The organism is Dactylosporangium cerinum (assembly GCF_042653625.1).
In the GTDB taxonomy this organism is placed as follows: domain Bacteria; phylum Actinomycetota; class Actinomycetes; order Mycobacteriales; family Micromonosporaceae; genus Dactylosporangium; species Dactylosporangium cerinum.
Genome location: NZ_JBHSIU010000013.1, coordinates 221178 through 245249 on the forward strand (window position 1 = coordinate 221178; position 24072 = coordinate 245249).

General features: G+C 70.2%; 28 protein-coding genes, 1 pseudogene and 1 riboswitch. Of the genes and pseudogenes, 10 read left to right on the top strand and 19 right to left on the bottom strand.

From position 1 onward, the window contains the following. Positions 1 to 60: 60 nt before the first annotated feature. The gene (locus tag ACFPIJ_RS13225) at positions 61 to 1191 is read left to right on the top strand and encodes an AAA family ATPase (RefSeq protein ID WP_380115034.1); all 1131 of its coding nucleotides are present in this window, start codon (positions 61 to 63) and stop codon (positions 1189 to 1191) included. On the opposite strand, the gene ACFPIJ_RS13230 is transcribed toward ACFPIJ_RS13225, so the two are convergent. The 3 genes from ACFPIJ_RS13230 to ACFPIJ_RS13240 all read right to left on the bottom strand — a co-directional run bounded on the left by ACFPIJ_RS13230 (position 1181) and on the right by ACFPIJ_RS13240 (position 2589). Then, a complete protein-coding gene (locus ACFPIJ_RS13230; RefSeq protein ID WP_380115035.1) occupies positions 1181 to 1921 on the bottom strand; it encodes a hypothetical protein in 741 nt (246 codons plus the stop codon). The two genes, ACFPIJ_RS13225 and ACFPIJ_RS13230, sit on opposite strands and share 11 nt — an antisense overlap. An 81-nt stretch (positions 1922 to 2002) precedes the next feature. Continuing rightward, on the bottom strand, positions 2003 to 2263 hold the full coding sequence (locus tag ACFPIJ_RS13235) for a hypothetical protein (RefSeq protein WP_380115036.1): 261 nt from the start codon (positions 2261 to 2263) through the stop codon (positions 2003 to 2005). 44 nt (positions 2264 to 2307) lie between these two features. Further along, positions 2308 to 2589 carry a hypothetical protein gene (locus tag ACFPIJ_RS13240; protein WP_380115037.1) on the bottom strand — a complete coding sequence of 94 codons (282 nt, stop codon included), beginning with the start codon at positions 2587 to 2589 and terminating at the stop codon, positions 2308 to 2310. A gap of 145 nt (positions 2590 to 2734) precedes the next feature. Between ACFPIJ_RS13240 and ACFPIJ_RS13245 the strand changes: the two genes are divergently transcribed. After that, positions 2735 to 3772: an App1 family protein gene (locus ACFPIJ_RS13245; RefSeq protein ID WP_380115038.1), complete on the top strand. Its 1038-nt coding sequence runs from the start codon at positions 2735 to 2737 to the stop codon at positions 3770 to 3772. Here ACFPIJ_RS13245 and ACFPIJ_RS13250 read toward each other — a convergent pair. Continuing rightward, complete coding sequence (locus ACFPIJ_RS13250) at positions 3769 to 4698, bottom strand: DHH family phosphoesterase (protein ID WP_380115039.1); 930 nt, start codon at positions 4696 to 4698, stop codon at positions 3769 to 3771. The genes ACFPIJ_RS13245 and ACFPIJ_RS13250 overlap by 4 nt on opposite strands. A 92-nt stretch (positions 4699 to 4790) precedes the next feature. After that, complete coding sequence (locus tag ACFPIJ_RS13255) at positions 4791 to 5807, bottom strand: coiled-coil domain-containing protein (protein ID WP_380115040.1); 1017 nt, start codon at positions 5805 to 5807, stop codon at positions 4791 to 4793. Positions 5808 to 5816: 9 nt separating this feature from the next. Beyond that, positions 5817 to 5958, bottom strand: a riboswitch (cyclic di-AMP (ydaO/yuaA leader). Positions 5959 to 6392: 434 nt separating this feature from the next. Here ACFPIJ_RS13255 and ACFPIJ_RS13260 point away from each other — a divergent pair. Continuing rightward, the gene (locus ACFPIJ_RS13260) at positions 6393 to 7508 is read left to right on the top strand and encodes a glycoside hydrolase family 19 protein (RefSeq protein WP_380115041.1); all 1116 of its coding nucleotides are present in this window, start codon (positions 6393 to 6395) and stop codon (positions 7506 to 7508) included. 51 nt (positions 7509 to 7559) lie between these two features. Here ACFPIJ_RS13260 and ACFPIJ_RS13265 read toward each other — a convergent pair whose 3' ends face one another. The 3 genes from ACFPIJ_RS13265 to ACFPIJ_RS13275 all read right to left on the bottom strand — a co-directional run bounded on the left by ACFPIJ_RS13265 (position 7560) and on the right by ACFPIJ_RS13275 (position 10860). Next, a complete protein-coding gene (locus tag ACFPIJ_RS13265; RefSeq protein WP_380115042.1) occupies positions 7560 to 8852 on the bottom strand; it encodes a reverse transcriptase family protein in 1293 nt (430 codons plus the stop codon). Between the two features lie 78 nt (positions 8853 to 8930). Beyond that, complete coding sequence (locus ACFPIJ_RS13270) at positions 8931 to 10256, bottom strand: NAD(P)/FAD-dependent oxidoreductase (protein ID WP_380115043.1); 1326 nt, start codon at positions 10254 to 10256, stop codon at positions 8931 to 8933. 97 nt (positions 10257 to 10353) lie between these two features. Next, positions 10354 to 10860, bottom strand: a complete 507-nt coding sequence (locus tag ACFPIJ_RS13275) for a mycothiol transferase (RefSeq protein WP_380115044.1) — start codon at positions 10858 to 10860, stop codon at positions 10354 to 10356. Positions 10861 to 10985: 125 nt separating this feature from the next. Here ACFPIJ_RS13275 and ACFPIJ_RS13280 point away from each other — a divergent pair, with 125 nt between their 5' ends. After that, a complete protein-coding gene (locus tag ACFPIJ_RS13280) occupies positions 10986 to 11342 on the top strand; it encodes a hypothetical protein (protein WP_380115045.1) in 357 nt (118 codons plus the stop codon). Positions 11343 to 11384: 42 nt separating this feature from the next. On the opposite strand, the gene ACFPIJ_RS13285 is transcribed toward ACFPIJ_RS13280, so the two are convergent. Continuing rightward, on the bottom strand, positions 11385 to 12239 hold the full coding sequence (locus ACFPIJ_RS13285; RefSeq protein ID WP_380115046.1) for a hypothetical protein: 855 nt from the start codon (positions 12237 to 12239) through the stop codon (positions 11385 to 11387). Between the two features lie 48 nt (positions 12240 to 12287). On the opposite strand from ACFPIJ_RS13285, the gene ACFPIJ_RS13290 reads away from it, so the two are divergent. After that, positions 12288 to 12722 carry a GNAT family N-acetyltransferase gene (locus ACFPIJ_RS13290; protein ID WP_380115047.1) on the top strand — a complete coding sequence of 145 codons (435 nt, stop codon included), beginning with the start codon at positions 12288 to 12290 and terminating at the stop codon, positions 12720 to 12722. Positions 12723 to 12814: 92 nt separating this feature from the next. After that, a complete protein-coding gene (locus ACFPIJ_RS13295; protein ID WP_380115048.1) occupies positions 12815 to 13453 on the top strand; it encodes a tetratricopeptide repeat protein in 639 nt (212 codons plus the stop codon). Between the two features lie 61 nt (positions 13454 to 13514). Here ACFPIJ_RS13295 and ACFPIJ_RS13300 read toward each other — a convergent pair whose 3' ends face one another. The 9 genes and pseudogenes from ACFPIJ_RS13300 to ACFPIJ_RS13335 all read right to left on the bottom strand — a co-directional run bounded on the left by ACFPIJ_RS13300 (position 13515) and on the right by ACFPIJ_RS13335 (position 18842). Next, the gene (locus ACFPIJ_RS13300) at positions 13515 to 14132 is read right to left on the bottom strand and encodes a hypothetical protein (protein WP_380115049.1); all 618 of its coding nucleotides are present in this window, start codon (positions 14130 to 14132) and stop codon (positions 13515 to 13517) included. A gap of 151 nt (positions 14133 to 14283) precedes the next feature. Beyond that, positions 14284 to 14928 carry a hypothetical protein gene (locus ACFPIJ_RS13305; RefSeq protein ID WP_380115050.1) on the bottom strand — a complete coding sequence of 215 codons (645 nt, stop codon included), beginning with the start codon at positions 14926 to 14928 and terminating at the stop codon, positions 14284 to 14286. A gap of 11 nt (positions 14929 to 14939) precedes the next feature. Continuing rightward, positions 14940 to 15161, bottom strand: coding sequence for a hypothetical protein (locus ACFPIJ_RS13310; protein WP_380115051.1), 222 nt, complete (start codon positions 15159 to 15161; stop codon positions 14940 to 14942). Next, positions 15158 to 16051, bottom strand: a complete 894-nt coding sequence (locus ACFPIJ_RS13315) for a hypothetical protein (protein ID WP_380115052.1) — start codon at positions 16049 to 16051, stop codon at positions 15158 to 15160. Before ACFPIJ_RS13315 ends, ACFPIJ_RS13310 begins: the two co-directional genes overlap by 4 nt. An 18-nt stretch (positions 16052 to 16069) precedes the next feature. Further along, complete coding sequence (locus tag ACFPIJ_RS13320; protein ID WP_380115053.1) at positions 16070 to 16204, bottom strand: hypothetical protein; 135 nt, start codon at positions 16202 to 16204, stop codon at positions 16070 to 16072. Between the two features lie 604 nt (positions 16205 to 16808). Then, positions 16809 to 17057 (bottom strand): annotated as a pseudogene (locus tag ACFPIJ_RS64565) (IS1634 family transposase); the annotation flags it as partial. A 155-nt stretch (positions 17058 to 17212) separates the two neighbouring features. Next, complete coding sequence (locus tag ACFPIJ_RS13325; RefSeq protein WP_380115055.1) at positions 17213 to 17794, bottom strand: hypothetical protein; 582 nt, start codon at positions 17792 to 17794, stop codon at positions 17213 to 17215. Next, the gene (locus tag ACFPIJ_RS13330) at positions 17791 to 18348 is read right to left on the bottom strand and encodes an RNA polymerase sigma factor (RefSeq protein WP_380115056.1); all 558 of its coding nucleotides are present in this window, start codon (positions 18346 to 18348) and stop codon (positions 17791 to 17793) included. Before ACFPIJ_RS13330 ends, ACFPIJ_RS13325 begins: the two co-directional genes overlap by 4 nt. After that, positions 18324 to 18842, bottom strand: a complete 519-nt coding sequence (locus ACFPIJ_RS13335; protein WP_380115057.1) for a hypothetical protein — start codon at positions 18840 to 18842, stop codon at positions 18324 to 18326. Before ACFPIJ_RS13335 ends, ACFPIJ_RS13330 begins: the two co-directional genes overlap by 25 nt. Positions 18843 to 19112: 270 nt before the next feature. Between ACFPIJ_RS13335 and ACFPIJ_RS13340 the strand changes: the two genes are divergently transcribed. Then, positions 19113 to 19526: a hypothetical protein gene (locus ACFPIJ_RS13340; protein ID WP_380115058.1), complete on the top strand. Its 414-nt coding sequence runs from the start codon at positions 19113 to 19115 to the stop codon at positions 19524 to 19526. A 17-nt stretch (positions 19527 to 19543) separates the two neighbouring features. Here the strand turns inward: ACFPIJ_RS13340 and ACFPIJ_RS13345 are convergent, their stop codons facing one another. Continuing rightward, the gene (locus ACFPIJ_RS13345; protein WP_380115059.1) at positions 19544 to 20176 is read right to left on the bottom strand and encodes a TetR/AcrR family transcriptional regulator; all 633 of its coding nucleotides are present in this window, start codon (positions 20174 to 20176) and stop codon (positions 19544 to 19546) included. Positions 20177 to 20378: 202 nt separating this feature from the next. Between ACFPIJ_RS13345 and ACFPIJ_RS13350 the strand changes: the two genes are divergently transcribed. From ACFPIJ_RS13350 to ACFPIJ_RS13360, 3 genes are all read left to right on the top strand, one after another. Further along, positions 20379 to 20807, top strand: coding sequence for a DAPG hydrolase family protein (locus ACFPIJ_RS13350; protein ID WP_380115060.1), 429 nt, complete (start codon positions 20379 to 20381; stop codon positions 20805 to 20807). Continuing rightward, positions 20804 to 21514 carry an MFS transporter gene (locus tag ACFPIJ_RS13355; protein WP_380115061.1) on the top strand — a complete coding sequence of 237 codons (711 nt, stop codon included), beginning with the start codon at positions 20804 to 20806 and terminating at the stop codon, positions 21512 to 21514. The genes ACFPIJ_RS13350 and ACFPIJ_RS13355 overlap by 4 nt, the downstream gene beginning before the upstream one ends. A 169-nt stretch (positions 21515 to 21683) precedes the next feature. Next, a complete protein-coding gene (locus tag ACFPIJ_RS13360; protein ID WP_417323598.1) occupies positions 21684 to 23624 on the top strand; it encodes a protein kinase domain-containing protein in 1941 nt (646 codons plus the stop codon). Positions 23625 to 24072 lie beyond the last annotated feature (448 nt).

Below are 24072 nucleotides of genomic sequence, written 5' to 3' on the forward strand. Positions count from 1 at the left end.
CGTCTCGGGCCGGTCATCAGGGGCGCAGTATTGGGTCAGGCCGACACCGGAGGTGGCGGCATGACCGTCTTCGAGCGGCTCTGCCCGACCGGCCCGTCGTGGTCGGTGCCGTGGCCGCGGATCCACGCCGAGTTCGACTGGATCCGCCGCCTGGACGGGGCGCCGCAGGACGCCGAGCATCACGCCGAGGGGGACGTCGCCACGCACACCCGGCTGGCGGCGGAGGCGCTGGCCGCGCTGCCGGCCTGGCGGGAGCGGCCGGCCGATGAGCGGACCAGGCTCTTCGCGGCGGTCCTGCTGCACGACTCGGCCAAGCCGGACTGCACCCAGGTCGAGGCCGACGGGCGGATCACCGCGCACGGCCACTCGCGCCGCGGCGACCTCGTCGCCCGGCGGGTGCTGTGGGAGGCCGGCGTCCCGATCGCCTGGCGGGAGCACGTGGCCGCGCTCATCCGCCACCATCAGGTGCCGTTCTGGGCCCTGGAGCGGCCCCGCGGCGACCTCGACCGGATCATCCACCGGGTCAGCCTGCTGGCCCGCAACGACGACCTCGGGCTGCTCGCCACCGCTGACATCCTCGGGCGGATCTGCGCCGACGCCACCGAGATGCTCGACAACGTCGCGCTGTTCCTGCAGTACACCTCGGACGACGGCTGCCTCGACCAGCCTCGGCGCTTCCCGTCGGACCACGCCAGGTTCACCTATTTCCGGAACCCTGACCGGGTCGCGGACTACGCGGCGTACGACGACACCAAGGTCACCGTGACCGTCATGTCCGGGCTGCCCGGGTCGGGCAAGGATCACTGGATCGCCGCGAACCGGCCGGACGTGCCCGTCGTCAGCCTCGACGACTGGCGCGAGCGGCTGCGGGTCAAGCCCACCGACGACCAGGGCCCGGTGATCGCGGCCGCGACCGACCAGGCCAAGGTGCTGCTGCGGGCCGGCACACCGTTCGTCTGGAACGCCACGAACCTGACCCGCCAGCTGCGGGCCCGCTGCATCGGCCTGGTCGCCGACTACGGCGGGAGGGTCGAGATCGTCAGCGTCGAGGCGTCGCCCGAGGTGACGCGGCGGCGCAACCGGTCCCGCCCGCGGCCGGTGCCGGACGGGGTCGTCAACCGGATGATCGGGCGCTGGGAGACGCCCGACCCCACCGAGGCCCACCGCGTGACCTGGGTGCTCAACGCCTGATCTGCCCGGTGCTCGTGGCGGTGGTGCGCTGCCGCTGCATCGCGAGGGCCTGCAGGGCCGAGGAGCGCACCAGCAGCAGCGGGTTGAGCGGTTCGTTGGCCGCGATCGCCTTGGCGTAGGGGCGGTTCTCCACCGACCAGCCGTCGTGCAGGTTGTACTCGACGGAGAAGCTGCGGTCCCGCGACTTCGTGTAGTCCAACAGGATGCCGGGTCCGAGCGCCCTGGTGGCGACCTCGCCGGCCATGTGCGGGATCGGCGAGAAGAAGAACGCGACCTTCGGGATCGGCTGGAAGAGGTCCACGTCGATCAGGTCGAAGATGCCGACCGGCTGATACATGCCGTGCGTGTCGTGGATGCACAGGCCGGCGCCGAGCTCGACCCGGCCGGTGTTGTCGATCTCCATGTGGCCGGCCGGCCCGCCCGGCGTGACGATGCCCGCGCCGTCGTTGCCGGCCACCGTCAGCATGCTGCCCAGCGGCGCCGGATAGTTGTGCGTCGGCACCACCTTCGTGCTCGGCGCCATGGTCGAGTGGCGGGCCGTGAACATCGAGTAGGTCTCCTGCCACGTGACCTCGAGATGGCGTTCGAGGTAGTGCACGGAGAGCCAGATGGTCGGGGCGCCGCTCGCCGAGGTGGCGATCGCGTGGAGGCCGAAAAGCGCGAAGTGGTGGTCGCGCAACTGCTCGATCGTGGCCTCGTTCATGTCGATCGTGAGTTTGTGCTGCTCCACGGCTGTCCTCCAAGGCTCTGCGGCGCGGTAGGACCTCAGTGTGGAGCGGTTGGGTTGCGCAATCGGGGCATTCCGTGAAATTTACTCACGGGATGCTTCGATGACCGCCCGGGCGGCCCGATCAAGTTCGGCGGGGTCCGGCTGGAAGGCGGCGGCGATGTCCGGGTGGAGGCTCGACTTGGCGATCTCCAGCAACCGGGCGCCCACCTCGGTGGCCGACTCTCCGTGGTAATCCTGCTCCACCAACTCGGCGGCGCGCTGCAACGCCGAGCTCAGCTGGGCTTCGAGAGGCTCATGAAGCTTCTGCGCCGCCGTGCTGAGCTGGGCGTCGTCGAGTGACACGTGAAGTTCCTGCATGACCGCGCGATACCCATGTGCCGCGCGTTTCAAGCGCTGCGCGCGAGCAGCCGGACCGACCGGGGCGCGTTGCGCCGCGCCGGGTAGGTCGAGCGGACCAGCGCGAGGGCCCACGCCATCCGCGCCACCGCCGTGTCCGGGTGGTCACCGAACTCGCCGGCGACCTGGGCCGCGCAGCCCTTGATGCCGATCCGCCGCAGCGTGGTCGCCACTGCCGCCCGGATCTCGTCGCTTCTGGGCGCCTGCGAGCACTGCAGGTTGGAAACGAACAGTGCCTCGGCTCGCACCGCCTCGAATGTCGTGGTTGCCATCTCGCACCCCTTGGTGTGTGTTCCTGATAACACCAACGCTAGAAGCGTCCGGAGTGTTCGGGCTCACGGTTTCATGCCACCGTCGGGTAACTGTCACCCTGCGTGTGGTGGTGCGGTGGCGTGGGGGCTGTGACAGGGTGAGCGCGTGTCGTTGACCCCATCAGGTCCGGTCCGGCTGCACCGCGCCGCCCGCATCGAGGACGCCTTCCATGACGTGCTGGAGCGCCGGCTCCGGCTGCGCGGGTGGAAGGTCGCCGTCACTCCCTACACCGGCTACGGCGGCCCGGGCTGGGTCCGTGTCCTCGGCCGGGTCCTGCTCGCCCGGCTGGACCCGAAACCCGGCCGGCGCCTCAAGAAGCTGCGGGGCTGGCGGTCGTTCACCGCCGTGTCCGTGGCCAACGCACCGGTGCGGATCACCGCCGGCGACCGCACCTGCGAGGTCCGCTGCGACCGTGGCGGCTTCATCGACACCGTCATCGAGGCCGACCTGGCGCCCGGCTGGGCCACGGTCACCCTGGAGAGCGAGGACAGCGCCCCGGTGGAGGCGCCGGTGCGGATCATCGACCCGACCGTGCGCTTCGGGATCGTCTCCGACGTCGACGACACCGTCATGGTCACGACCCTGCCCCGCCCGCTGCTGGCGGCGTGGAACACCTTCGTCCTGGACGAGCACGCGCGCGCCTCGGTCCCCGGGATGGCGGTGTTGTACGAGCGGCTGGTGAACGCCAACCCCGGTGCGCCGGTCTTCTACCTCTCGACCGGTGCGTGGAACGTCGCCGCGACGCTGACCCGGTTCCTGTCGCGCCACCTGTACCCGGCCGGCCCGCTCCTGCTGACCGACTGGGGTCCGCAGCCCGACCGGTTCTTCCGCAGCGGGCAGGCGCACAAGCGGGCCACCCTCGCGCGGCTCGCCTCGGAGTTCCCGGACATCCGGTGGCTGCTCGTCGGCGACGACGGCCAGCACGACCCGGAGATCTACGCGGAGTTCGTCGCCGAGCATCCCGAGAGTGTGGCGGCCGTGGCGATCCGGCATCTCTCGCCGACCCAGGCGGTCCTCGCCGGCGGCTTCCCGACCACGGTGGACAGCACCCGCCGGCTGCCGTCCTTCGCCTCGGACCGCTGGCTGCGCGCTCCGGACGGCGCCGGACTGTGGCGCCTGCTCCGCGACACCGAGCTCCTCTAGGCTCCGATCGTCGCGGTCCGGGGAGCGCCCACCTTGGCGATGATCTCGGCCAGGACCTGCTCGGACTCGTCGTGCGGGACCTGGCACGTGCCGGCGGCCAGGTGACCGCCGCCGCCGTACCCCAGCATCACGGAACCGATGTCGGTCGGTGACGTCCGGTCCAGGATCGACTTGCCCACCGCGAACACGGTGTTGAGCTTCTGCCTGCCCCAGATGACGTGGATCGAGACGCGGGCCTCAGGGAACAGCGCGTACACCATGAAGCGGTTCCCGGCGAAGATCACGTCCTCGTCCCGGAGATCGACGACGACCACGTCCCCATCGAGGTGGCTCACCCGCCGCAACTGGTCGACGAAGAGCTCCTGCTGCTCGCGGAAGAGCTCGGCCCGCTCCGCCACGTCCGGCAGCGCCAGGATCTCCTCGACGTCCTGATGATCGATGCACGCGTCGATGAGCTGCATCATCAGCTGGTAGTTGGAGATCCGGAACTGCCGGAACCGGCCCAGCCCGGTGCGGCTGTCCATGAGGAAGTTCATCAGCGTCCAGCCGACCGGCTGCAGGATGTCCGCGATGTCGTACTGGGCGGAGTCGGCCTTGTCGACCGCTTCCATCAGCTCGTCCGACACGTTCGGGAAGCGCTCGGCGCCGCCGAAGTGGTCATAGATGACGCGGGCCGCCGACGGGGCCTCCGCGTCGATGATGTGGTTGTCCCGGTCGCCGGTGTTGCGCAGCGTCTCCGAGTGGTGGTGGTCGAAGACGAGGTGGGCGCCGGGCGCGTAGGGCAGGTTCGTCAGGATGTCGCCCGGCCCGATCTCGACCGCGCCGTCTTGGACGTCCTTGGGGTGCACGAAGGTGATGTCGCCGATGAGGTCCAGGTGACGCAACAGGACGGCGCACACCAGGCCGTCGAAGTCGCTGCGCGTCACGAGTCGGTGCTTCACTTCGGATCCCCTCACCCTGCGGCGGCCGGTCGACAGTTGCCCTATCGGCCGGCCGCCTGCGGATGTGAGGGTGTTTCCTAGAGCATCGACAGGTGTACGTGGTTCGTGTGGTCGCTGGAGGGATCCCCGCCCACACCGCTGTAGTGGTGCCAGCCGACCGCCGGTGTCCAGACCTGTTTGAACCAGATGACGTACATGACGCCCAGCCGGTCCGCGTTCTTCACGAAGTAGGTGGCCAGGTTGGCCCCGTACACCTTGTCCTCGCCGGCGGCGACCCCGCCGAAGCCCTTCGCCGACTGCACCGAGAAGTCGCAGGCGCGACCCTTCGGGTGCTCATACGGCCCGCTGGGCCGGTAGCACGACACGAACCGCTTGAACCCGGCCGCCTGCGCCTGCTGCATCGCGTGCAGCGTGCGCTGCGTGATGCAGCCAGTGGTGGTGGGGTCCTTGACCTTGCAGCTCTCCGACGACCAGCCGCCGCTCGCGTTGCGCGGGGACGGCGCGGCGAGGGGCAGGTTGGCGGAGACGAAGCCGTTGCTCGGGCCGCCCGCCTGGGCCAGCCCCTTCTCGGCTTCCTTCTTCTTCGTGGCCATCACCGCGACCTGCTCCTGCTGGAGCTTGACCTCGGCCTCCAGCGCCGCCTTCTGCGTCGCCTGGTCCTTCTTCAGCTTGTTGAGGTCGCGCAGCAGATTGTCGTTGTGGTGGGCGATCTCGTCGATCGAACCGGCCCGCTCCGCGAACCCGGTCGGGCTCCCCGAGTCCATCAGCGCGACGAACGTGGTGAGCGGCCCCGTCCGGTATGCCGCGACGGCGATCGCGGACACCTGCTCGGTGACCTTCGCCAGTTCGGTCTCGGTCGCGGCGAGCTTGGCGGTCAGATCGGCCTGGTTCTTGACCGAGGCGTCGAACTTGTCCTTGGCCTCGATCCACGCGCGGGTGCTCTCGTCGAGGACCTGCGCGAGGGACGCGTTGGAACCCTCGTCGCCGGTGTCGTCTCCCGGCTCGGCGATGGCCGGTGCGGCGCCCAGCCCGCAAAGGACGGCGGCCGTCATCAGGACGGCGAGAATCCGCCGACCGGGATGTCGTGATGACATCTGGCTCGTTGTTCCTTCCGTTGGCCGCCGACCGGGTTAGCTGACGGGTTCGGGACGGAACGATCCCTACCGCGGTTGCCCGCGGATTCACCCCAGTTACGGTTGGGTCCCCGATTCGCCAGAAGAGCCGGCGATTAGGCAGCAGCCGCGCCCGGCACCGCGGGGAGCGGTGCCTGTCGGACGAGACCGACGGCCAGCCTACCCAGGGCGATTCGCCTCCGCAGCGCACCGTTTGTGCGGCGCTGTGACGCACCTCTCCGAACCGGGCCACCCGAGCAGGTAGCCTAAGCCTTCCCAAAGAAAAGACGTGACGCAAATCACGGAAATGGTCGCACGATTTTCGGAACCTTCGCGGGCCCGCCGTGGTTCTACGCCACCCCTTGATCACGTGGCGTCACCCTGCGGCTGGTCGCCGCCCCCGGCGACCTGCGGGTACGGCCCCGATCCGCCCTGTCGGTCGCGGCACTCCGCGGGAACGTTATGGAAACCGTAAAGATTGTTAATAAAACGATGTTGTTCACTCCGTTGGGGTGGTTCGGCTGGTCGGATGAGGGCCCCGGAACCGAACTGAACGGAAGTGATCAGGTGTCCAGAGTGCGCCTGCTGGCGATGCTCGCCGCGACCGCCGTCGCCGCTGGTGTCGTCGCCGTCTTCAACATGCTGCCGGCGTCGGCGGCCGCCTGCGCCGCCGCGTGGCAGTCGTCGGCGGTCTACACCGGGGGCGCCACCGTGTCCCACAACGGCCGCAACTTCCTCGCCAAGTGGTGGACGCAGAACGAGGCACCGCCCGGGACCACCGGGGTCTGGCAGGACCAGGGCTCGTGCGGCGGGAGCACCCCGCAGCCGCCGACCCAGACCGGGTCCGCCGGCGGGTGCAGCTTCCCGGCCTGGGTGCAGGGGCGCAACTACGTCACCGGCGACGTCGTGAAGTTCACGGACGGCAAGTACTACGTCGCCGAGCACGACAACCCGGGCTACAGCCCGACGATCAGCACCTGGTACTGGGACCCGTACACCTGCAGCGGTGGCGGCACAACGCAGCCGCCGACCAATCCGACCACCAACCCGCCGAACAACGGGGCGTTCGTGGTCAGCGAGGCGCAGTTCAACCAGATGTTCCCGAACCGGAACCCGTTCTACACGTACAACGGGCTGGTCGCGGCGTTGAGCGCGTACCCGGCGTTCGCGAAGACCGGCACGGACGCGCAGCGCAAGCAGGAGGCGGCGGCGTTCCTCGCCAACGTCAACCACGAGACCGGCGGGCTGGTGTACATCGTCGAGCAGAACACCGCCAACTACCCGCACTACTGCGACACCAGCCAGCCGTACGGGTGCCCCGCCGGGCAGGCCGCGTACTACGGGCGCGGGCCGATCCAGCTCAGCTGGAACTTCAACTACAAGGCCGCCGGTGACGCGCTCGGCATCGACCTGCTGCACAACCCGAACCTGGTGCAGACCGATCCGGCCGTGGCGATGAAGACCGCGCTCTGGTACTGGAACACGCAGAGCGGTCCGGGCACGATGACCCCGCACAACGCGATGGTCAACGGCGCCGGGTTCGGTGAGACGATCCGCAGCATCAACGGCAGCCTCGAGTGCGGCGGGCGCAACCCCGCACAGGTGCAGAGCCGGGTGGCGGCGTACCAGCGCTTCGTCGGCATCCTCGGCGTCGGCGTCGGAGCGGGCAACCTGAGCTGCTGAGCAGGCACGAACAGACCAGAAGGGCGCCCCGGGGGAGTGGGGCGCCCTTCGTCATGCAGGCGCCAGGGCCGCCCGCAGCAGGCGCCGCAGCCGGGCCGCCCGCGAAGGGTGCCCGTGCGAGGCCCACGCGACCAGCCCCGTGAGGTGGGCGGCGAAGTCGGGATGCCCGTCCCGGTTTGCGGCGTCCAGGCCGTCCCGGGCGGCGTTGTGCAGCACGGCGCGCAGCCGGTCGTAGGCGTCCCGGGGCACCGCCGGATGGGCGTTGACCACGAGCCCGGCGAGCTGCTGCCGGTCGCCCCGCCCGCGGACCCGGGTCTTCGCGGGGTTCACCCGGAAGCCCTCGTCCTGCGCGACGGCGGTCACCGCCGCGACGAGCCCGGACGCCCGTGACCCGGAGAACGCCAGATCATCCGCGTAACGGCTGTAGACCAGGCCGCGCCGCGCCGCGAGCCCGGTCAGCCGCCGGTCCAGGCGGAACGCCACGAGGTTGGCCAGGGCCGGCGACGTCGGCGCCCCCTGCGGCAGGTGCGGCGTGCGGTGTTCGAGCCGGCCGGAAACGGCGTGCGGGGTCCGCGTCGTGCACAGCGCGGTCAGGGTGTGCGCGACCGGCTCCGGGTAGCCGGCGGTGCGGAACAGCCCGTAGATCCGCCCCGCGGTGACGCTGGTGAAGAACGCGCGCAGGTCCAGCCGCACCAGCGCCGCCTGCCCCGCGTGCAGGGCCGCGAACGTGTGCACCGAACGCCCCGGGACGAAGCCGTGCGCGGCCGCGTGCACCGGCAATGGCCCGAGCAGGTCGTCGAGCACGCGGCGCTGGATTGCCTTGAGACGTGATTTCGGTGCCTCGATCAGTCGTTCGCCGATCCAGGTGTACGAATAGTGCCGCACCCTGTGGTCGGCATGCTTCCGGTTGATCCCGCGCCGGTCGGCGAACCAGTCCAGCTCGTCCGGGGTCAGCTCCAGGAACTCGGCGAGCGCCGCCAGGTCGTCGATGCGCGGCGAGTGCCACCGCTGCCGCACGGTGCGGGTGGCCGTCGCCCGCCGGACCCGGATCGGCTGGCGGGCCGGCGCGGTGATGAACTCGGCCAGCTCCCGGGGCCGGTCCGCGGGCGCCTCCCGGTAGGCCCGCAGGACGGCGGTGACGACCGGGCCGAGCCACCGCGGCCGCCGGCCCAGCACCTCATGGCCGGCGTCGAGCAGCGGCTGACGGGCCCAGTCGACGGTCAGGAACGCGTCGGCGAGCGCGCCGGCAACGACGCGGGCAGCGTGTCCCGACGAATCCCGGTCGTGCCTGCGCTGGGTCGCGCGGAGCGCGAATGCGCGCCGGCGATGCGCTGCCGTGCTCAATCCTGCGTCCCCGGGGTTACCCCGGAGCGACCATCGCTGGTCTGCTCGGGACACGCTGCCACCGCGCCACGATAACCGTCACGGCAGGTGTTGCCGGTACTCCTGCAGCGCGCGCCGGGCGAAAACCTGCTGGAACGTGGCGACCCGCTCCGAGCGGCCGCGACCGATGAAGCTGACGAACCAGTGCAGCACCGCGGTGACCCGGTTCTTGAAGCCGACCAGGTAGAGCAGGTGCACGGCGAGCCACATGAGCCACCCGATGACCCCGGAGAAGTGCAGCTTGCCCACGCTCGCCACCGCCGAGAAGCGGGAGATCGTCGCCATGCTGCCCTTGTCGAAGTACTTGAACGGCTGCCCGGTCGGCTGCCCGGCGAGGCGCTTGGTGATCTGACCGGCGGCGTGCCGGCCGCTCTGGATCGCGACCTGCGCGACGCCCGGCAGCCGGTTGAGGGCCATCATGTCGCCGACCGCGAAGATCTCCGGGTGGCCGGGCACCGTGCAGTCCGGGTTGACCTCGAGCCGCCCGGCGCGGTCCGTGGCCGCGCCCGTCGCCTTGGCCAGCTGCGTCGACAGCGACGGCGCGGCCACCCCCGCCGCCCAGATCTTCGTCATCGACTCGATGCGCTGGTGACCGTTGCGGGTCTCGACCTCGATGCCGGTCTCGTCGACGTCGACGACCTTGGTGCCGAGCTCGACCTCGACGCCCATCTTGTGCAGCTGGCGCAGCGCCTTCGTCGACAGGTGGTCGCCGAACGTGGACAGCACCGTGTCGAGCGCGTCGACCAGGATGATCCGCGCCTGCTTCGGGTCGATGTTGCGGTACTGCCCGGGCAGGTGCCGGTGCGCCAGCTCGGCGATCTGCCCGGCCATCTCGACCCCGGTCGGGCCGGCGCCGACCACGACGAAGGTCAGCCACCGCTCGATCGCGGCCGGGTCGGTCTCCAGCTCGGCGAGCTCGAACGCGCCGAAGATCCGGCCGCGCAGCTCCAACGCGTCGTCGATGCTCTTCATGCCCGGCGCGTGCTCGGCGAACCCGTCGTTGCCGAAGTAGGACTGCGACGCGCCCGCGGCGACGATCAGCGAGTCGTACTCCACCGTGTAGCTGGTCCCGGGCGCGACCGCGGTGACGGTCTTCGCCGCCGGATCGATCTCGGTGACGGTGCCCAGCAGCACCTTCGCGTTGTCCTGCCGCTTGAGGATCTCGCGGATCGGCGGGGCGATCTCTCCTTCGGACAGGATGCCCGTCGCCACCTGGTAGAGCAGCGGCTGGAACAGGTGGTGGGCGGTGCCGTTGATGAGGGTCACATCGACCGGCGCGTTCTTCAGCGCCTTGGTGGCGAACAGCCCACCGAAGCCGGCGCCCACGACCACGACGCGGTGACGTCCCTGTGCACGCTCGTCCATCTACATCTCCCGATCAGGGGGTGGATCGTGCAGATCAAGTACACCACCACTCGGGCCTGCCGGCCGTGTGTCCTCCATGACGTTTCCACCGGTGCGGTCAGGGAATCAGACCTCGGACGTAGGCGGCCTGGCCGGCGTGCTGCGTGTCGTCGTTCAGGATGCTGATCAGCCGCACCCCGAGCGTCACCGGCGGGTCCCACCGCTTGTCGACGACCCGGTCCAGGTCCTGCTCCGTCAGCGTCGCGAGCCACTCGACGGTGCGCGCGGACACCGCTTCGAAATACCCGATGAGCGCTTCCGGCCCGTCCGGCCGCACCGCCCGGACCTGCGCCGCGGTGTGCCCGTAACCGGTGTCGTCCGGGTCCGGCTCCAGCCCGAACCGCGACGCCCGGTCACCGCTGACCCACAGCTGCTCCGCGCCGTCGATCAGGTCCGTGACGTGCTCGTCCTGCACCCGCGTGAGGTGCCAGACCAGCCAGCCGACGGTGTTCGCGCCGGGTGCCGGCGCCCACCGCAGCTGCTCCGCGCTCAACCCGTCGACCGCACCTCTGACCAGTTCGGGCAGCCGCCCGAAGCCCTCGACCAACAGCTCGCTCACCTGCATGACGTACTTCCCTCCGTGGCACGTTTCCGGGATTTGACGGTCTCCGGACCTCCGTAGTGTTCAGCACATCGCAAGAGCGCACCGAACACCACATAAACCGCAGTATCAACAACAAGGGGAATGACATGAGCGAGTACGGCGAGTTCGAGACCGGCGAGCAGCACGAGGCGCTGGACCAGATCCACGAGGTCGACGCCAACGAGCAGGACTACCAGTCGCAGTTCGGCGTGTACGAGCAGGACCACGCGTCGGCCGAGTCCACCAGCTTCGACCAGGGCCACCACGTCGAGTACAGCGACCCGAACGGCGCGCACTACGAGGAGTCGGACTACACCTCGTACGACCACAACGAGGCCGAGGCCGACCACGTCTTCGCCGCCGAGGGCTCCGAGTCCGCGTCGTCGAGCGAGTTCCACCAGCTCGACGCGCTGCAGGCGCGCTTCGACGCCGCGTTCGCCGAGGGCACCTACGCCTCGAACTGACGCAACGCTTGAAAGGGGGTCCCGTCCGGGGCCCCCTTTTTTTCAGAATTTGGTGGGGATGATCGCGGCGAGCGCGCTCACCACGAACGGACTGATGATCACCAGGCCGCTGCGCAGCTCGCCGAACGTCGTCTGGTCGATGCCGAGCAGCTTCTCCAGCTTGGCGCGCTCCTCGGCCTTGTCGACCAGGTCGCCCAGCGCGACATCCGTCAGCGGGAAGTGCCGGTCGACGAACAACGCACACCGGCGGCGCAGGGTCGTGCTCGCCGGCACGTACATGACGCCGACGACGAACGAGGCGACCGCGCCGGAGAACAGCACCGCCGCCTTCGGCAGCTCCGCGCCCCATCCCGTGGCGGCGCCGTTGACCAGCGTGACCAGCAACACGAGGAACCCGAGCTGGTTGAGCAGCCGGCTCACCAGCCGCCGCAGGCTCAGCAACGTGTTGAGCTGCTGCCCGGGCGACCCCTCGATCCGGCGCCGCGCCACCCGCTGCACCGCGCCGAGCGTCGCCGCCGACGGCAACGCCCCGCAGATCGCGATCGCCGACAGCGCCAGCCCGCGGCCTGTCAGCCCCTGCTCCCCGAGCACGTACGGCGTGGCGGCCACCAGCCCGACCGCCACCGCCACCGACGCGAGCACCAGGTGCAGCACGTGGAACAGCCGGACCCGGTGCACCGTGCCCAGGTCGCGCCACCGCGCGGCGCCGAACCCGAACGCCTCGCCGCTGGCCGCCCCGAGCACCGCGGCGAGGACCGCGAACAGCACCCAGCGTGGCTCGTGCCCGTGCTGCGGACTCGTCCAGGCGATCCACGTCCCGAGCACCGCGCCGAGCAGCATCGCCAGCAGCCGGAGCTCCCCGGTGATCGTCTCCTCGGCATCCTCCGTCACCGCCACGCCGCACAGCTTCTCATCGGCACCCGGCGGTCGATAGGGTCGGTTCCCGTGATCACCGTCGCGAAGCTGACCGCCGAGGACCGGACCGCCTGGGAGGCCCTGTTCACCGGGTACAACACCTTCTACGAGCGGGTGCTGCCGGCCGCCCGGTTCGACCTCGCCTGGGACGACTTCCTGGCCGACACCCGCATCCACGCCCTCGGGGCGAAGGTCGACGGGCAGCTGGTGGGCATCGCCCACTTCCTCACGCACGCCAGCACCACCACTGACGACGTCTGCTACCTGCAGGACCTCTTCACCGCCCCCGAGGCCCGCGGCAAGGGCGTGGCCGCGGCGCTGATCGCCGCGGTCGCCGACTGGGCCCGGGAGCGGCAGTGCAACCGCGTCTACTGGTCCACCCACCACACCAACGCGACCGCCCGCCGCCTGTACGACCGGGTAGCCGTCAACCGCGGCTTCATCCTGTACCAGATCCCGCTGTAGACAGTGGTGGTCGTCTACGGTTACGGACATGGATGACACCGGCACGATGCTCCCGGTGGCCCCGGTGAGTGCCGCGGGCGGCTGAGGCGACGATGGGGCTCGAACAGTTCCGCCTACTCTATGAGCGCGCGGTGTACGCCGGTGACGCCGAGGCGCTGACCGGGGCCGAGCGCGAACTCGACGCGCTGGAGGCGGCCACCGCCCTGGCCCGCGGGCAGGTCCTGCACCGGCGGTTCCTGCACGAGCGGGCCCGGCCGGACGCGACGCCGGTCGAGGATCCGGCCGAGCTGCCGCTGTTCGAGCGCGCGCTGGCACTGTTCCGGGCGGCAGGCGACGTGCGCGGCGAGGCCGAGGCCCTGTTCTGGATCGGCTGCCTGCACCAGGTCGTCCGGCGCGACAACGAGACTGCGGTCCCCCTCCTCGAACGGGCCGCCCGGACCGACGACCCCTCGACCCGGTCGGAGGCGCTGCGGCACCTGGGCACCGCGGCGTTCGCGGCCGGCCGCCTGGACGAGGCCCGCGAGCACCTGAAGGAGTCGTCCCGGCTGCGCCGGGCTTCGGGGGAGCTACCGGGGGTGGCGGCGAACCTGGTCGGGCTGGCCTACGTGGCCGCCGCCCAGGACCGCCGTGCGGACGCGGTCGCGGCCCTGGACGAGGCGCACGAGATCGCCCAGGGGCACGACGCCCACGCCGTGCTCCACGACATCGCGGAGGCCCGGGCAGCGCTCTGACCATCCCCGCGGTGGCGGTCGTCGATGCCCAGCGCATCCACGCTCAGACCCTGGACGACGACTACGACGAAACGGCCGGCTGTGGTGCGGACGCCTGCCTGCGGCGGCGCCGGCGCAGGACGAACGCCCACCCGACCGCGGTCAGCAGCAGCGCAATGCCGAGCTGCCAGGGAAAGCCGAACATCAGCGTGACCCAGGTGCCCAGCGGATCCGTGCGCTGCCACCACGTCTCGGTGGTGGAGTCGTCGCCCGGCCCGTCCAGATGCATCGGGGGCGTCAGCGGACTGTAGATCACACCGACCGTCTCGTCGTCGAACCGGTGCCCGAGATCGGGGAGCGCGGAGGGGCTCAACCGGGTCGTCACGATGTAGATCCGACCGTCCTGGCCACCGTAGATCTCAACCCACCCGTGGTCCTTCATCGCTATCAGCGTGTCGGTCACTTCGTCCAGAGCCGGTAGCCGGCTATCGGCCCCACGTGGGCTGGTGTCGGCGAAGGGAAGGTCCACCGCGGACAGTGGAATGCCCGACCAATGCCGAGGATGGAGCCCCGCAGCCGCGGCCGACAGCACCATCAGCGGGACCAGGACCATCAGGCAGAGCAGCGTGATGACGGCGTCGCGCGCTCGAGTCATACGGTATTGACGCACATGGCTGGCTTCGTTTCCAGCTGGCGACACAGGTTGTCTCCGGACCGACGCAATGCCGGCGGCACCCTGGGTTGTCGTGCAGGTGAGGCCGGTGTGTTGCCGGACGATGGGGGAGCACCGATGAACGAGTCCGGTCGAACACCCCTTCGTCGTAGCTGGGGCACGGAGGCAGTTCCATTGGTCATGGGTCTTCTGCGCTGTCGGCGTTGTCGGTGCTGCCCTCGGCGAGCCGGGCCGCGTGCGCGAGGACCTCGTCGGTCACCGCGGGGAACTGATACCGCCGGGTGCGGATGTGCGCGAGGAAGGCGGGCTCGGGGGCCAGCGCGTACACCGCGGCGTAGTGCGCGAGCGACTCCGACCAGACCCAGCGGCCGTCGGTCCGCACGTGCAGCGGCACCCGCGGGTGGCTGTCCGCGTACAGGTCCGGCCCGAAGCCGAACGCCGACACGACCAGCGGCGCCTCCCGCAGGTACCGCGCGACGAGGTCCCGCTCCACGCCCTCGAGCCGCTCGGCGCTGTCCCCGGGCAGGGCCGCGGCCAGGCGCATGCCCAGCTGGCCCCGGCCCTGCGCGGCCAGCTCGCGGCGCCGCACCTCGGCCAGGGCCTGCCAGCGGGCCGCGATCGCGTCGGCCAGCTCGGCCGGGATCTCCACCAGCTCGTCCTCGAGGTCACCGACGGCGGCCCGCTCGACCAGGTCGGTCGGGTGCCACCGGCCGTCGTCGCGCAGCGCCTCGTCGGTCGGGTACACCGGGGTGTGCCGGCGGCGGACCAGGCTGCGCGGCCGCTCGGTGGTGTCGTTGGGGGCCAGTCGCGCGTAGTAGGTCACGGCTTCCACGGTCACGCCCTCCCCGAATCGGCATCAACCGCTTCGAATCCCGGTTCCTCCGGCGGGTCCGGGTGGCCGGCGAGGAACTCGGCGAGGACCCGGGCGCGGGGCTCACGCGCCGCCAGGAGCCGGCGGTCCCCTGCCTCGGCGGCGTCCCCGGCCAGCAGGTCGGCCACGGCGAGCAGCTGAGACGGGACGGTGCCGGCCGACCAGCCGCGGGACCAGCCCGTCATGGTTGTCGCCGCGGCGGCGGACCGTAGACCCGGGTGAACTCGTCGATCGCGGTCCGGTACTCGGCCGCCTTCGCCTCCAGCACCCCACGGTTGAACGCGTGCGGGTTCTGCCGCAGCATCCGCAGGCCGAGCGGGGTCCAGAACGCCCGCACCGGCAGCTCATCCTCGCCGGGTGACAGAAACCGCAACGCCTCCGCGGCCGACCCCGCCGCCTGCACCAGCAGGTCGAAGACCTGCCAGTACTCCCGCGGGCCGATCGCCCGCGGCCCGAAGCCGAGCAGCAGGTCCCGCGCCTCCGCCTCGGCCTGGCTGGCGATGAACATCCAGCCGCCGGGGTCGATCACCGTGGACGGCGGATCCTCCGGATGCGAATACACCCCGACCCCGCTCGGAACCTGCCCGTTCGGCCGGGGTTGCAGGTGCACGACGATGTCCCGGTAACGCACGACCCAGTCGCCGTCGACCTCGAACGTCTCCGCCGCCCGCACCGGGTCGTCCGTCGGGTCGTCGGGCTGCACGTGCAGCAGGATGTAGGCGTACGCCTCGGCCCGCGAGCGCACCCACAGCCGGTCGTCCTCCCACGCCCACCCGGCGGCCACCCAGCTCACCTCGTCGTGGCTGAGCCCGGTCTCGAAGAGCAGCTCGGTCAGCACGTCCCGCGGCTGCCGGTCGCCGAACTGGTACAGCTCGGTGCCGGGCGCCCGGTCGCTGATCAGGCGCGAGAACCCGACGACGGTGCCGCCGGCCAACCGGCCGAACGCGAACAGCACCGGCCCCAGATTGTCGTCGAGCTGGGAGAACTGCAGCCCGAGCCGCTCCTGCAGCTCCGCCGGCTCGACCGTCAGCTTCGCCAAGGGCCAGCGCGGACCCTCGACCGCCTGGAGTTCCATGGGCTGCACCTGGCCTCCTCAGTAGATCTCGTAGGCGGTCAGCACCTCGCGGTACGCCGCGGTGACCGCCTCGATCCTGCACCGCCGGAATTGCGTGGGATCCGCCCCGAACAGCGCCCGCCCAACCTCGGAGGTGAACGCCTCGGCGGGCACCGCGCGGGACTGGACGGCACCAGCGCGGCGGCCTCCCGCGCCGGGCTCAGGAACTGCCCCGGATCGATCAGCCGCGACGGCTCCGGTCCCCCGAGCGCAGGTGGCGGCGGGTCCTGCCCGGTTCCGCAGTCGGGACACGGACCCCGGTAGACCGAGACCAGGTCCTCACCCCGCACTTCGGCCGAGTGGCTCTCCCACTCGAACCCGACGACCCCACAGCCGGGACATGGCTGGAGGCCCATGCACAGGTGACTCTCCTCGGCCGATCGCGAGAGCAGCACGACGTCACGGTACGTCACCCATGCCCTTCACCGGGTCCCCGGCGCTCCTCCCTGTGGTTGCCCCTGGCCTAACTCGCTCGGCTCCCCCACATCCCGTCAGGTAACCTAATCGCGCGGGCTGCTAGCTCAATGGCAGAGCTGCGGACTTTTAATCCTCAGGTATTGCCGCCGCGCGTTCGGTGCTAGGTCTTCTGAGCAGCGGAAACGTCTGCAGTTCATGTCCAATGTGGACCTGTTTTGCTCGAAAGTTGCTCGTCTGTCGGAGCGCGGGCAAGGGCGTCCGCGGCGCGCCCTCAGCCTGTCGGAACACTGCGGGGCACGGTGTCGGTGCCGTCGATCAGCTCGGTCAACGCCGCGACGTGCCAGGCGCGGGTGGCGGCGTCGCGTTCGGCCTCGGCAGGGTTGTAGCACACGACGAACCTGTCGTTGGCGAGGTCGGGGGCGAGGCGGACCTCCTTGACCTGCAGGTTGTCGCGGACGGCCTGGTAGCGGCCCTGCCGGGACAGGGCGGCGTCGGTGGCTGGGGTGCCGCCGCGCAGTTTCTCGCCGAGGATGTAGTGTCCGCCGCCCTGTGTTCCTCGCGCTCATCGCCGCCTGCGCCGGGCTCCTCGCGCTGCCGTCGAGCCGGCGCCACTTCCGCGCCTGACCAACGCCGGGAACGCAACCGGACCGGCGGGAGCAGGTCCCGCCGGCCACGTCGCGCTAGCCGCCGCCCCCAACGCGCTCCTTATTCACCACCACGCCGAGCCGGGGGACTGGGGATGTTCGGATCGGCCGGGGCCGGGGTGAGGTTCGCCGGGGCGACGAACATCCCGACGGTCTCGCACGCCTGCGCTGCGGTGCTGATCCCGTCGCCCGGGATCACGATCACGCCGCCACCCGTGCCGTCCTTCTTGAAGACGCAGGAGAACAACGTCTCCGGTGCCGCACCGGTACGGCTGATCCAGTCCTTGCGGCAGATGTCGACCGGATCGTCGCCCGCCCGCCAGGCGCGGATCGACAGATCGGCATCCTTGGTGCGCTCGGCGGCGCAGGCGATCGAGTTGCCGGGGACCTTCCAGTCCGGTGGCGGTTCCGGAGCGAACGCGAGCACCGCCGCCCCGGCGGCCCCGGCCACCGTGACCAGCCCGCCGCCGGCCACCAGCGACGGCCGTAGCCAACGGCGCCGCGTCCCGGCACGGGGCATCCCGGCACCCACGGACACGGCATCCGTCAGGACACCCTGCAGCACCCGCTGCCCCTGCGGCCCTTCGGACCAGCCCGGTTCGCGGGCAGGGCGACCGGCCTCGATCATCTTGTCGACGTTCATCGTGCTCCCTCTGATACGGGCATCGGGTAGGTACCGGCGTGGGTGTCCGCAGGCAGATCCGGGAGGATTCGGTTGAACGCCGCGCGGAACCGGTTCCGCGCGCGATGCATCCGCACCGCGTATGTCGGCCGGGACACCCCGAGGACCTTCGCCGCCTCGGCGGGGCTCAGGTCGAACCAGGCGGCGGTGACCAGCAACTCGCGGTCGGCCTCGCTCAGCGCGTTAAGCACCTGATGTACCCGGTCGGTCAGCACCACCTGTTCGGCCAGCCCGTCGGCGACGGCACGGTCGTGTATCGCGGTCAGTCGACTGGTCAACGCCGTCCGAGCCACGCTCTGCCGGCGTCGGGCGAGCACGATCCGGCGCGCTGCCCCGAACAACCAGGCGCGCTCCTCGCCCGGCCGCAAGGAGCCGAGGGACCGCCAAGCCGCCAGGAAGACCTCACTGACCACGTCGCTGGCCTCGTCGTCGCCGACCCGCCACCGGGCGTACACATGGATGTCGTCCGCGTGTTCGCGGAACACGTGGGTCATCCGCCCTGCAGGACCCTGCATCGCACCTCCACAACTCGGTTCGTCGCCCGTACTTGTCGGTGGAGGCGGCAGAGATTACACGTGGCCCGCACCTGCTTCCGCCGGCACCGTTGCCTTGTGGGATCGGAAGACGGCCAGCCGTCCAGCGTGACCTGGGTGAAGCCGTCGGCGCGGGTGACCGTGCCGACGAGCTTCGGGTCGACGCCCGACAGCTGGATCTGGCTGCCGTCGGCGAGCAGCGGCGGCCAGACGATGACGCAGTCGGCGGCGCAGTTGACCTTCGACGGGCGGTTCTCGTCGGCCTCGGAGCGGTACACGATCCGGTCCTTGAACCGGACCACGACCACGTCGGCCTCGGTCCCGGCGACCGTCGCGCGACCGGCGGTGAGGCTGATCCGCTCGGCCTGCGGCGACGGCACGTCCTGCGGCGCGGGCTGGCTGAGCGTGGTGTCCGGTTCGGCCGCGGACGCACCAGCGGCGGGCGGTGGGGCGGACTGCCCCACGACGAGCCGCATGCGGATACCATCAGCCCGGCCGGCAGCGCGACGTCGAGCGCACTGCGCAGGACCACGAGCGTGAGGTCCGACCCGTCGACCGCGTCTCGCTCGACCGGTATCGCCGTCGCGTCCGCCACATTGGCGTCGGTAACGGTCGGTGCGCGGTCGACGACCCTGGTGGTCACCCGGTCGACGTGACGGCCGATCGGCACCCCGAACCGGGCGGTGTCGCGCTCCTCGGCGGTCGCCGGTGGATCATCCGATCCGGGCCAGAGCAGCAGGACGAAGATGATCGCGAGTAAGGACGTCGCGACCGGTGCCGCGGACCCGCCGCGCGAGCACGACGTCGACTGCCACGCCGACCACGTCGGCGACGAGCAGGGCGGCGGTCCAGCCGTCCATGTCTCCCGATTGTGCACTGCCACCGCACGCATGGTCATCCGCCGTGGAGCACACCCATCAGCGTTCCATCGGCTAATCCTCGCGCAGAAGTTCCGCCACCGCCCGAGCGAAGTCTTCGGGCTGCTCGACGTGGCCGAAATGCCCGCTGCGCTCGAGCACCACGAGGTGGGAGCCCTTGATGCCGGCGTGCAGCAGTGCGGGCCGCAGATGAAGTCGTGGCGACCCACGATGACCACGGTCGGCGCGGTGATCGTGCCGAGTTCGTCGCGCACGGTCGCTGGGGTATGCAGAAGTCGATGACCGGCCGGATTGTGTCCCTAATGCACGGCGGAGGCATCCCCGGCGGTCAGTACTGCGATCGCGGCATCAAGGGAGCGTTCCAGGGCGGTCGGCTGCCGATGCACGTGGGCCAGCATGGCGCCGCCCTCCAACGCGGCCAGCAGCATGCGCCCTGCGTCCTCGGGATCGACGTCCGAGCGCACACGGCCCTGGTCCCGGGCGCGTGAGACCAGGTCGGCCAGGCATTTCTCCCAGCGGCCGAACAGTTCGGCGAGGATACCGTTCAGTTCGGGTTCGTCGTCGACCTGACCGACGAACACCCCGAGCGGGCACATCCCATGCGAACTGTCCCGATGCGCACCCACTACCTGGTCCCGCCAGGCCCGAAGATCGGCGCGATCCGGGTCCCGCAGAGCCGGCTGGGATCCCATCACGCGATCGAACTGGTGGTACAGCACGGCGGCTGCCAGGTCCCGGCGACTGCCGAAGTAATGGTAGAACTGCGACTTGCCCGCGCCGCTGGCCGCCAGCACGTCGTCCACCGACGGCCCGGCCAGGCCGTGCTGGTGCATCAGCCGAGCCGCCGCGGTGAGGATCGCGGCACGGGTGCGCCGGCCGCGTTCGGTCGCCGGTAGTGCCTTCATCGTCTTCCCGCCCCCTGGGTTGATCACGATACATACCCCGCCGAACCATGGATTGTACTGTTCGGTACAGTCTGAGGGTGGTCTACTTACGAGATCAGCGGGGCGGACCTGTCGTCGGTCCCCGCGTCTTTTCAGACCGAATCGCGCTATATGGGGCAACCGGGAGGCGGACCGGGCCAAGCCGTATGCCGAGTTCTTCCGCGAGGACACCTTGCCAGTGCAGCCCCACGTGAGTGAGGCACTGCTGGCGGGCATGGCTCCCACCGAATACGGCTACCGCCCCTCCGACGCGGTTTGCATGCTCACCCGGCCCGGCCACCACCCGATGGAGACCGGCTGGACGATCCTGGACGACGGCACGGTTATCGTCGCCAGGGTCGGGCCGAGTACCGTACCTGCCGCCTTCGGATGGGTCGTCCACCAGGTACGAGCCACCGAATCCGGCTCGGAGATGCGCAGCCGGTTCTTCCTGAACTACCCGCAGCACCTCGACTTGCCGCCCGCGTCGCTGGCCCAGCCACCGGCCGAACGCGCGCCCATCGGTGAGCCCAACCTCGAAATGCTCGGCGTCGGACTGCTGCACCACTGCGCGGCCGAGATGAACCACCTCGCCTCGTTCCTGCCCGAACTCCGCGACGCGTTCGGCGGAATGCCGTGAGCACCCCCGTCGGACTCGGGACCCCTTCGAAGCCCGCCTGGCTGACCATCGTCGCGTGCTGTCTTGCGCAGTTCATGGTGGTTCTTGACATCTCGATTGTGAACATCGCGCTCCCGCAGGTACGCCAGTCCCTCGACATGAGCGAGTCGTCGCTGCAGGGCGTCGGCCACTACTCGCCGTTGCGGACCGGCCTCGCGTTCCTGCCGATCGGTCTGTCCACGTTCGCCGGATCGCTGACCGGCACCCGTCTGGTCCGGCACATCGGCATCCGTCCGTCCATTCTGTTCGGCACGGCCGTGGGTGCGGCCGGCTTGTTCTGGCTCGCGGCGGCGCTCGACCCGCACGTCGCGTACCGGGCGCACCTGCTGGGGCCCCTGATCCTGTTCGGCTTCGGCTCCGGCTCGGCCCTGGTGCCCATGACCCTGGCCGCGACGCAGGACTTACCGCCCCATCAGGCCGGCCTGGCCTCCGGCCTGATCAACACCTCGCGTCAGATCGGCGGTGCGGTCGGCCTCGCCGTGATGGCCATGGTGCTGGCTCAGCCCCACCGCAGCCCCACCACGGACTTCCGGGACGCATTCCTCGTCGGCGCCCTCGTTCTACTCGGTGGCCTCTTGTGCGGCGCCGCCATCACATCCGCGAAGCGCCCACCGAAAACCTCGCCTCCGCAGTTCCGAACCGCTTCCGCCGACGAGCTGGCCCGGTAGACCCTTCCACCGCGGGACGAGCCGAGCGCAGTACAGCGACCGTTCACATCCGTCGGAACAACGTCACGTCACTCGTATACAGACAAGGAACTCCCGCGAAGTGCAAGAGCAGCTGCCCACCATTGTTACTGATCGGTATGTTTTCGAAGGGCTGATCGGCCAGGGCGGAATGGGGCGGGTGTGGAAGGCCCGCGACCAAATGCTCCAGCGCAACGTTGCGATGAAAGAAGTCGTTCCGCCGCCCGGCTTGACCGGCGAAGCGTTAGAGGAATTGCGCGTACGCTCACTCCGTGAGGCGCGGGCGATCGCCAGGCTCGACCACGTCAACGTGGTACGGGTCTTCGATGTACTCCTGGGCAACGGCGGTGACCCATGGATCGTGATGGAGTACGTCCCGTCACGCTCGCTGCACGAGATCATCATCGCCGACGGCCCTATCTCCCCGGTCCGAGCAGCCGAGATCGGCTTGGGCGTGCTCGGTGCGCTACAGGCGGCCCATCGCGCCGGGCTCATGCACCGTGACGTCAAGCCCGCCAACGTACTGATCGGCAACGACGGTCGGATCGTGCTGACCGATTTCGGACTGGCCACCGCCGTCGAGGATCCGAACCTGACCTCCAGCGGCGTACTTCTCGGCTCGCCCGCCTATGTCTCGCCCGAGCGGGCTATTTCAGGTGCTGTGGGGGCGGAGGGGGATCTCTGGTCGCTCGGCGCCACCCTCTTTGCCGCGGTGGAGGGCCATGCGCCGTACGCCCGCCCGTCCAGCTTGATGAGTCTCACTGCGCTCGTCACCGAACCGCCGCCCTTGGCGGAGCACGCCGGCCCGCTGGCACCGGTGCTGGAGGGGCTACTTTGCAAGGATCCGGCCCAACGGATCGACGCCGACGCCGCCGAAAGGCTGCTCCGCCAGGTGCTGCGTGAACCGTTGGGCGATACGTCGCGAGCCGGTGGGGCGGACACCGGAACTGGCGCGGAACGGCCGGCAGATGACACGGCAAGACGCATCCGTACCCTCCGTCCGCGGTGGCGCCAGCTGATCGGTGCCCTCGCCGCCCTGCTGGTGCTCGGGCTCACAGCCGGCGTTCTGCTGGTCGCCCGCGAGCATCCGACGGAGATCAGCAGGGCGTCGGACAGTCCTTCCGCCGACGTCAGGCAATCGTCCTTCCCGGCGGCAGCCGCAACTGAACCCGCGCCGCTGACCTGGTCCGTCTACCAGGACGGCAGCGGTTTCGCCGTACCAGCGCCGAGAGACTGGCAGGTCGCCCGGCAAGGCAACGAGGTCGACTTCCGGGAGCCCGGCGGCGATCGGCTCCTCGTGGTCAGCCAGACCAGCGCTCCCGAACCCGACCCGCTCGCCGAACTGACCGCGCGGGAGAAGACCCGGGCGACCGGTGGGCAGTACCGAGGCTACCGGCGGATCGCCATCACGGCCGTGAACTACCACCTGAGCGCCGCCGACTGGGAGTGGACCTACACGACCGGCGCCGACCACCTGATCCACGTACGTCAACGCACCTTCGTCACGGCGAAACAGAAGGGCTACACGATCGCCTGGTCAGCACCTGAGTCGGCGTGGGCAGCCAGCGCGGACGCCTTCCGGCGGATCACCGACGGCTTCCGGCCGGCACCGAACCCGAGTGCCGCGGGCACACAACGCAGCGCAACGCCGCCACCTGGCGCAACCTCGCCGGCTAAGCCGAGCACCGCCGCCGGCATGCCCGGTTTTCAGCTCATCGGGAAGGCGAGCGGCCGGTGCCTTGATGTCGCCAACCCGGATTCGCCCGATCCGGTACGTCTGCAGATCTGGGACTGTAGCGCCGGCCGCGCCCGGAACCAGCGCTGGACCTTCTTTCCCGACGGCAGCATCAGGTTGCTCGGCAGGTGCATGGATGTGCTCGGCGCCTCGAGCGACAACGGAGCGGCGATCCAGCTGACGACCTGCAACGGGACACCGGCCCAGCATTTCACGCTCAACAGCGAGCAGCAGTTGGTGAACGCCCACAGCCGGCTGTGCCTCGATGTGACCAGCACGGGTACCCAGAACGGGGCCCTGATCCAACAGTTCACCTGCAACAACGGCGCGGACAACCAGAAATGGACACGGAATTGAAGCCCCCGCACGCCGTTCCTGGACAGCCAGCAGTCGCCGTCCCCATGATGGCGCATCGATGGCTTCAGGGCATGCGCGACGTTGGGCTCGGTGCTCCCGCTGCGGTAGCGCAAGGGCGCACGCCATTGTTCCCAAGCGGTGCCGACGGTGCGCGACAACCGGCCAAAATTTTCTTGCGAACCTGGTTCCCGGCCGGTGGCCCCGGTGTTGGTCGGCCCGCGGCGTGCGATGTGTCCATCTTGGCGAGGATTCGCTGACCCTGTGGGTGGGTGCCCGAAACTACGGTCACTCGCGGGTCGGGAAGTGGCGGTAGAGGGTCGCGGCGCCGACGCCGGCTTGTTGGCGATGTCGGTCAGCAGGACATCGGTTCCCTCTTCGGCGAAGAGTCCACGGGCTGCGTTGGGATCGCGTCGAAGTTGCGGGCCGCGTCGACGCGGTGCGGTCGTCG

Bases quoted from the DNA above. Each gene is read 5' to 3' on its own strand.
- ACFPIJ_RS13225 (WP_380115034.1), top strand. From the start codon at position 61: ATGACCGTCTTCGAGCGGCTCTGCCCGACCGGCCCGTCGTGGTCGGTG.
- ACFPIJ_RS13240 (WP_380115037.1), bottom strand. From the start codon at position 2,589: ATGGCAACCACGACATTCGAGGCGGTGCGAGCCGAGGCACTGTTCGTT.
- ACFPIJ_RS13255 (WP_380115040.1), bottom strand. From the start codon at position 5,807: ATGTCATCACGACATCCCGGTCGGCGGATTCTCGCCGTCCTGATGACG.
- ACFPIJ_RS13270 (WP_380115043.1), bottom strand. From the start codon at position 10,256: ATGGACGAGCGTGCACAGGGACGTCACCGCGTCGTGGTCGTGGGCGCC.
- ACFPIJ_RS13275 (WP_380115044.1), bottom strand. From the start codon at position 10,860: ATGCAGGTGAGCGAGCTGTTGGTCGAGGGCTTCGGGCGGCTGCCCGAA.
- ACFPIJ_RS13280 (WP_380115045.1), top strand. From the start codon at position 10,986: ATGAGCGAGTACGGCGAGTTCGAGACCGGCGAGCAGCACGAGGCGCTG.
- ACFPIJ_RS13295 (WP_380115048.1), top strand. From the start codon at position 12,815: ATGGGGCTCGAACAGTTCCGCCTACTCTATGAGCGCGCGGTGTACGCC.
- ACFPIJ_RS13310 (WP_380115051.1), bottom strand. From the start codon at position 15,161: ATGACGGGCTGGTCCCGCGGCTGGTCGGCCGGCACCGTCCCGTCTCAG.
- ACFPIJ_RS13315 (WP_380115052.1), bottom strand. From the start codon at position 16,051: ATGGAACTCCAGGCGGTCGAGGGTCCGCGCTGGCCCTTGGCGAAGCTG.
- ACFPIJ_RS13325 (WP_380115055.1), bottom strand. From the start codon at position 17,794: ATGAACGTCGACAAGATGATCGAGGCCGGTCGCCCTGCCCGCGAACCG.
- ACFPIJ_RS13330 (WP_380115056.1), bottom strand. From the start codon at position 18,348: ATGCAGGGTCCTGCAGGGCGGATGACCCACGTGTTCCGCGAACACGCG.
- ACFPIJ_RS13335 (WP_380115057.1), bottom strand. From the start codon at position 18,842: ATGCGGCTCGTCGTGGGGCAGTCCGCCCCACCGCCCGCCGCTGGTGCG.
- ACFPIJ_RS13340 (WP_380115058.1), top strand. From the start codon at position 19,113: ATGATCGCGAGTAAGGACGTCGCGACCGGTGCCGCGGACCCGCCGCGC.
- ACFPIJ_RS13360 (WP_417323598.1), top strand. From the start codon at position 21,684: ATGGGGCGGGTGTGGAAGGCCCGCGACCAAATGCTCCAGCGCAACGTT.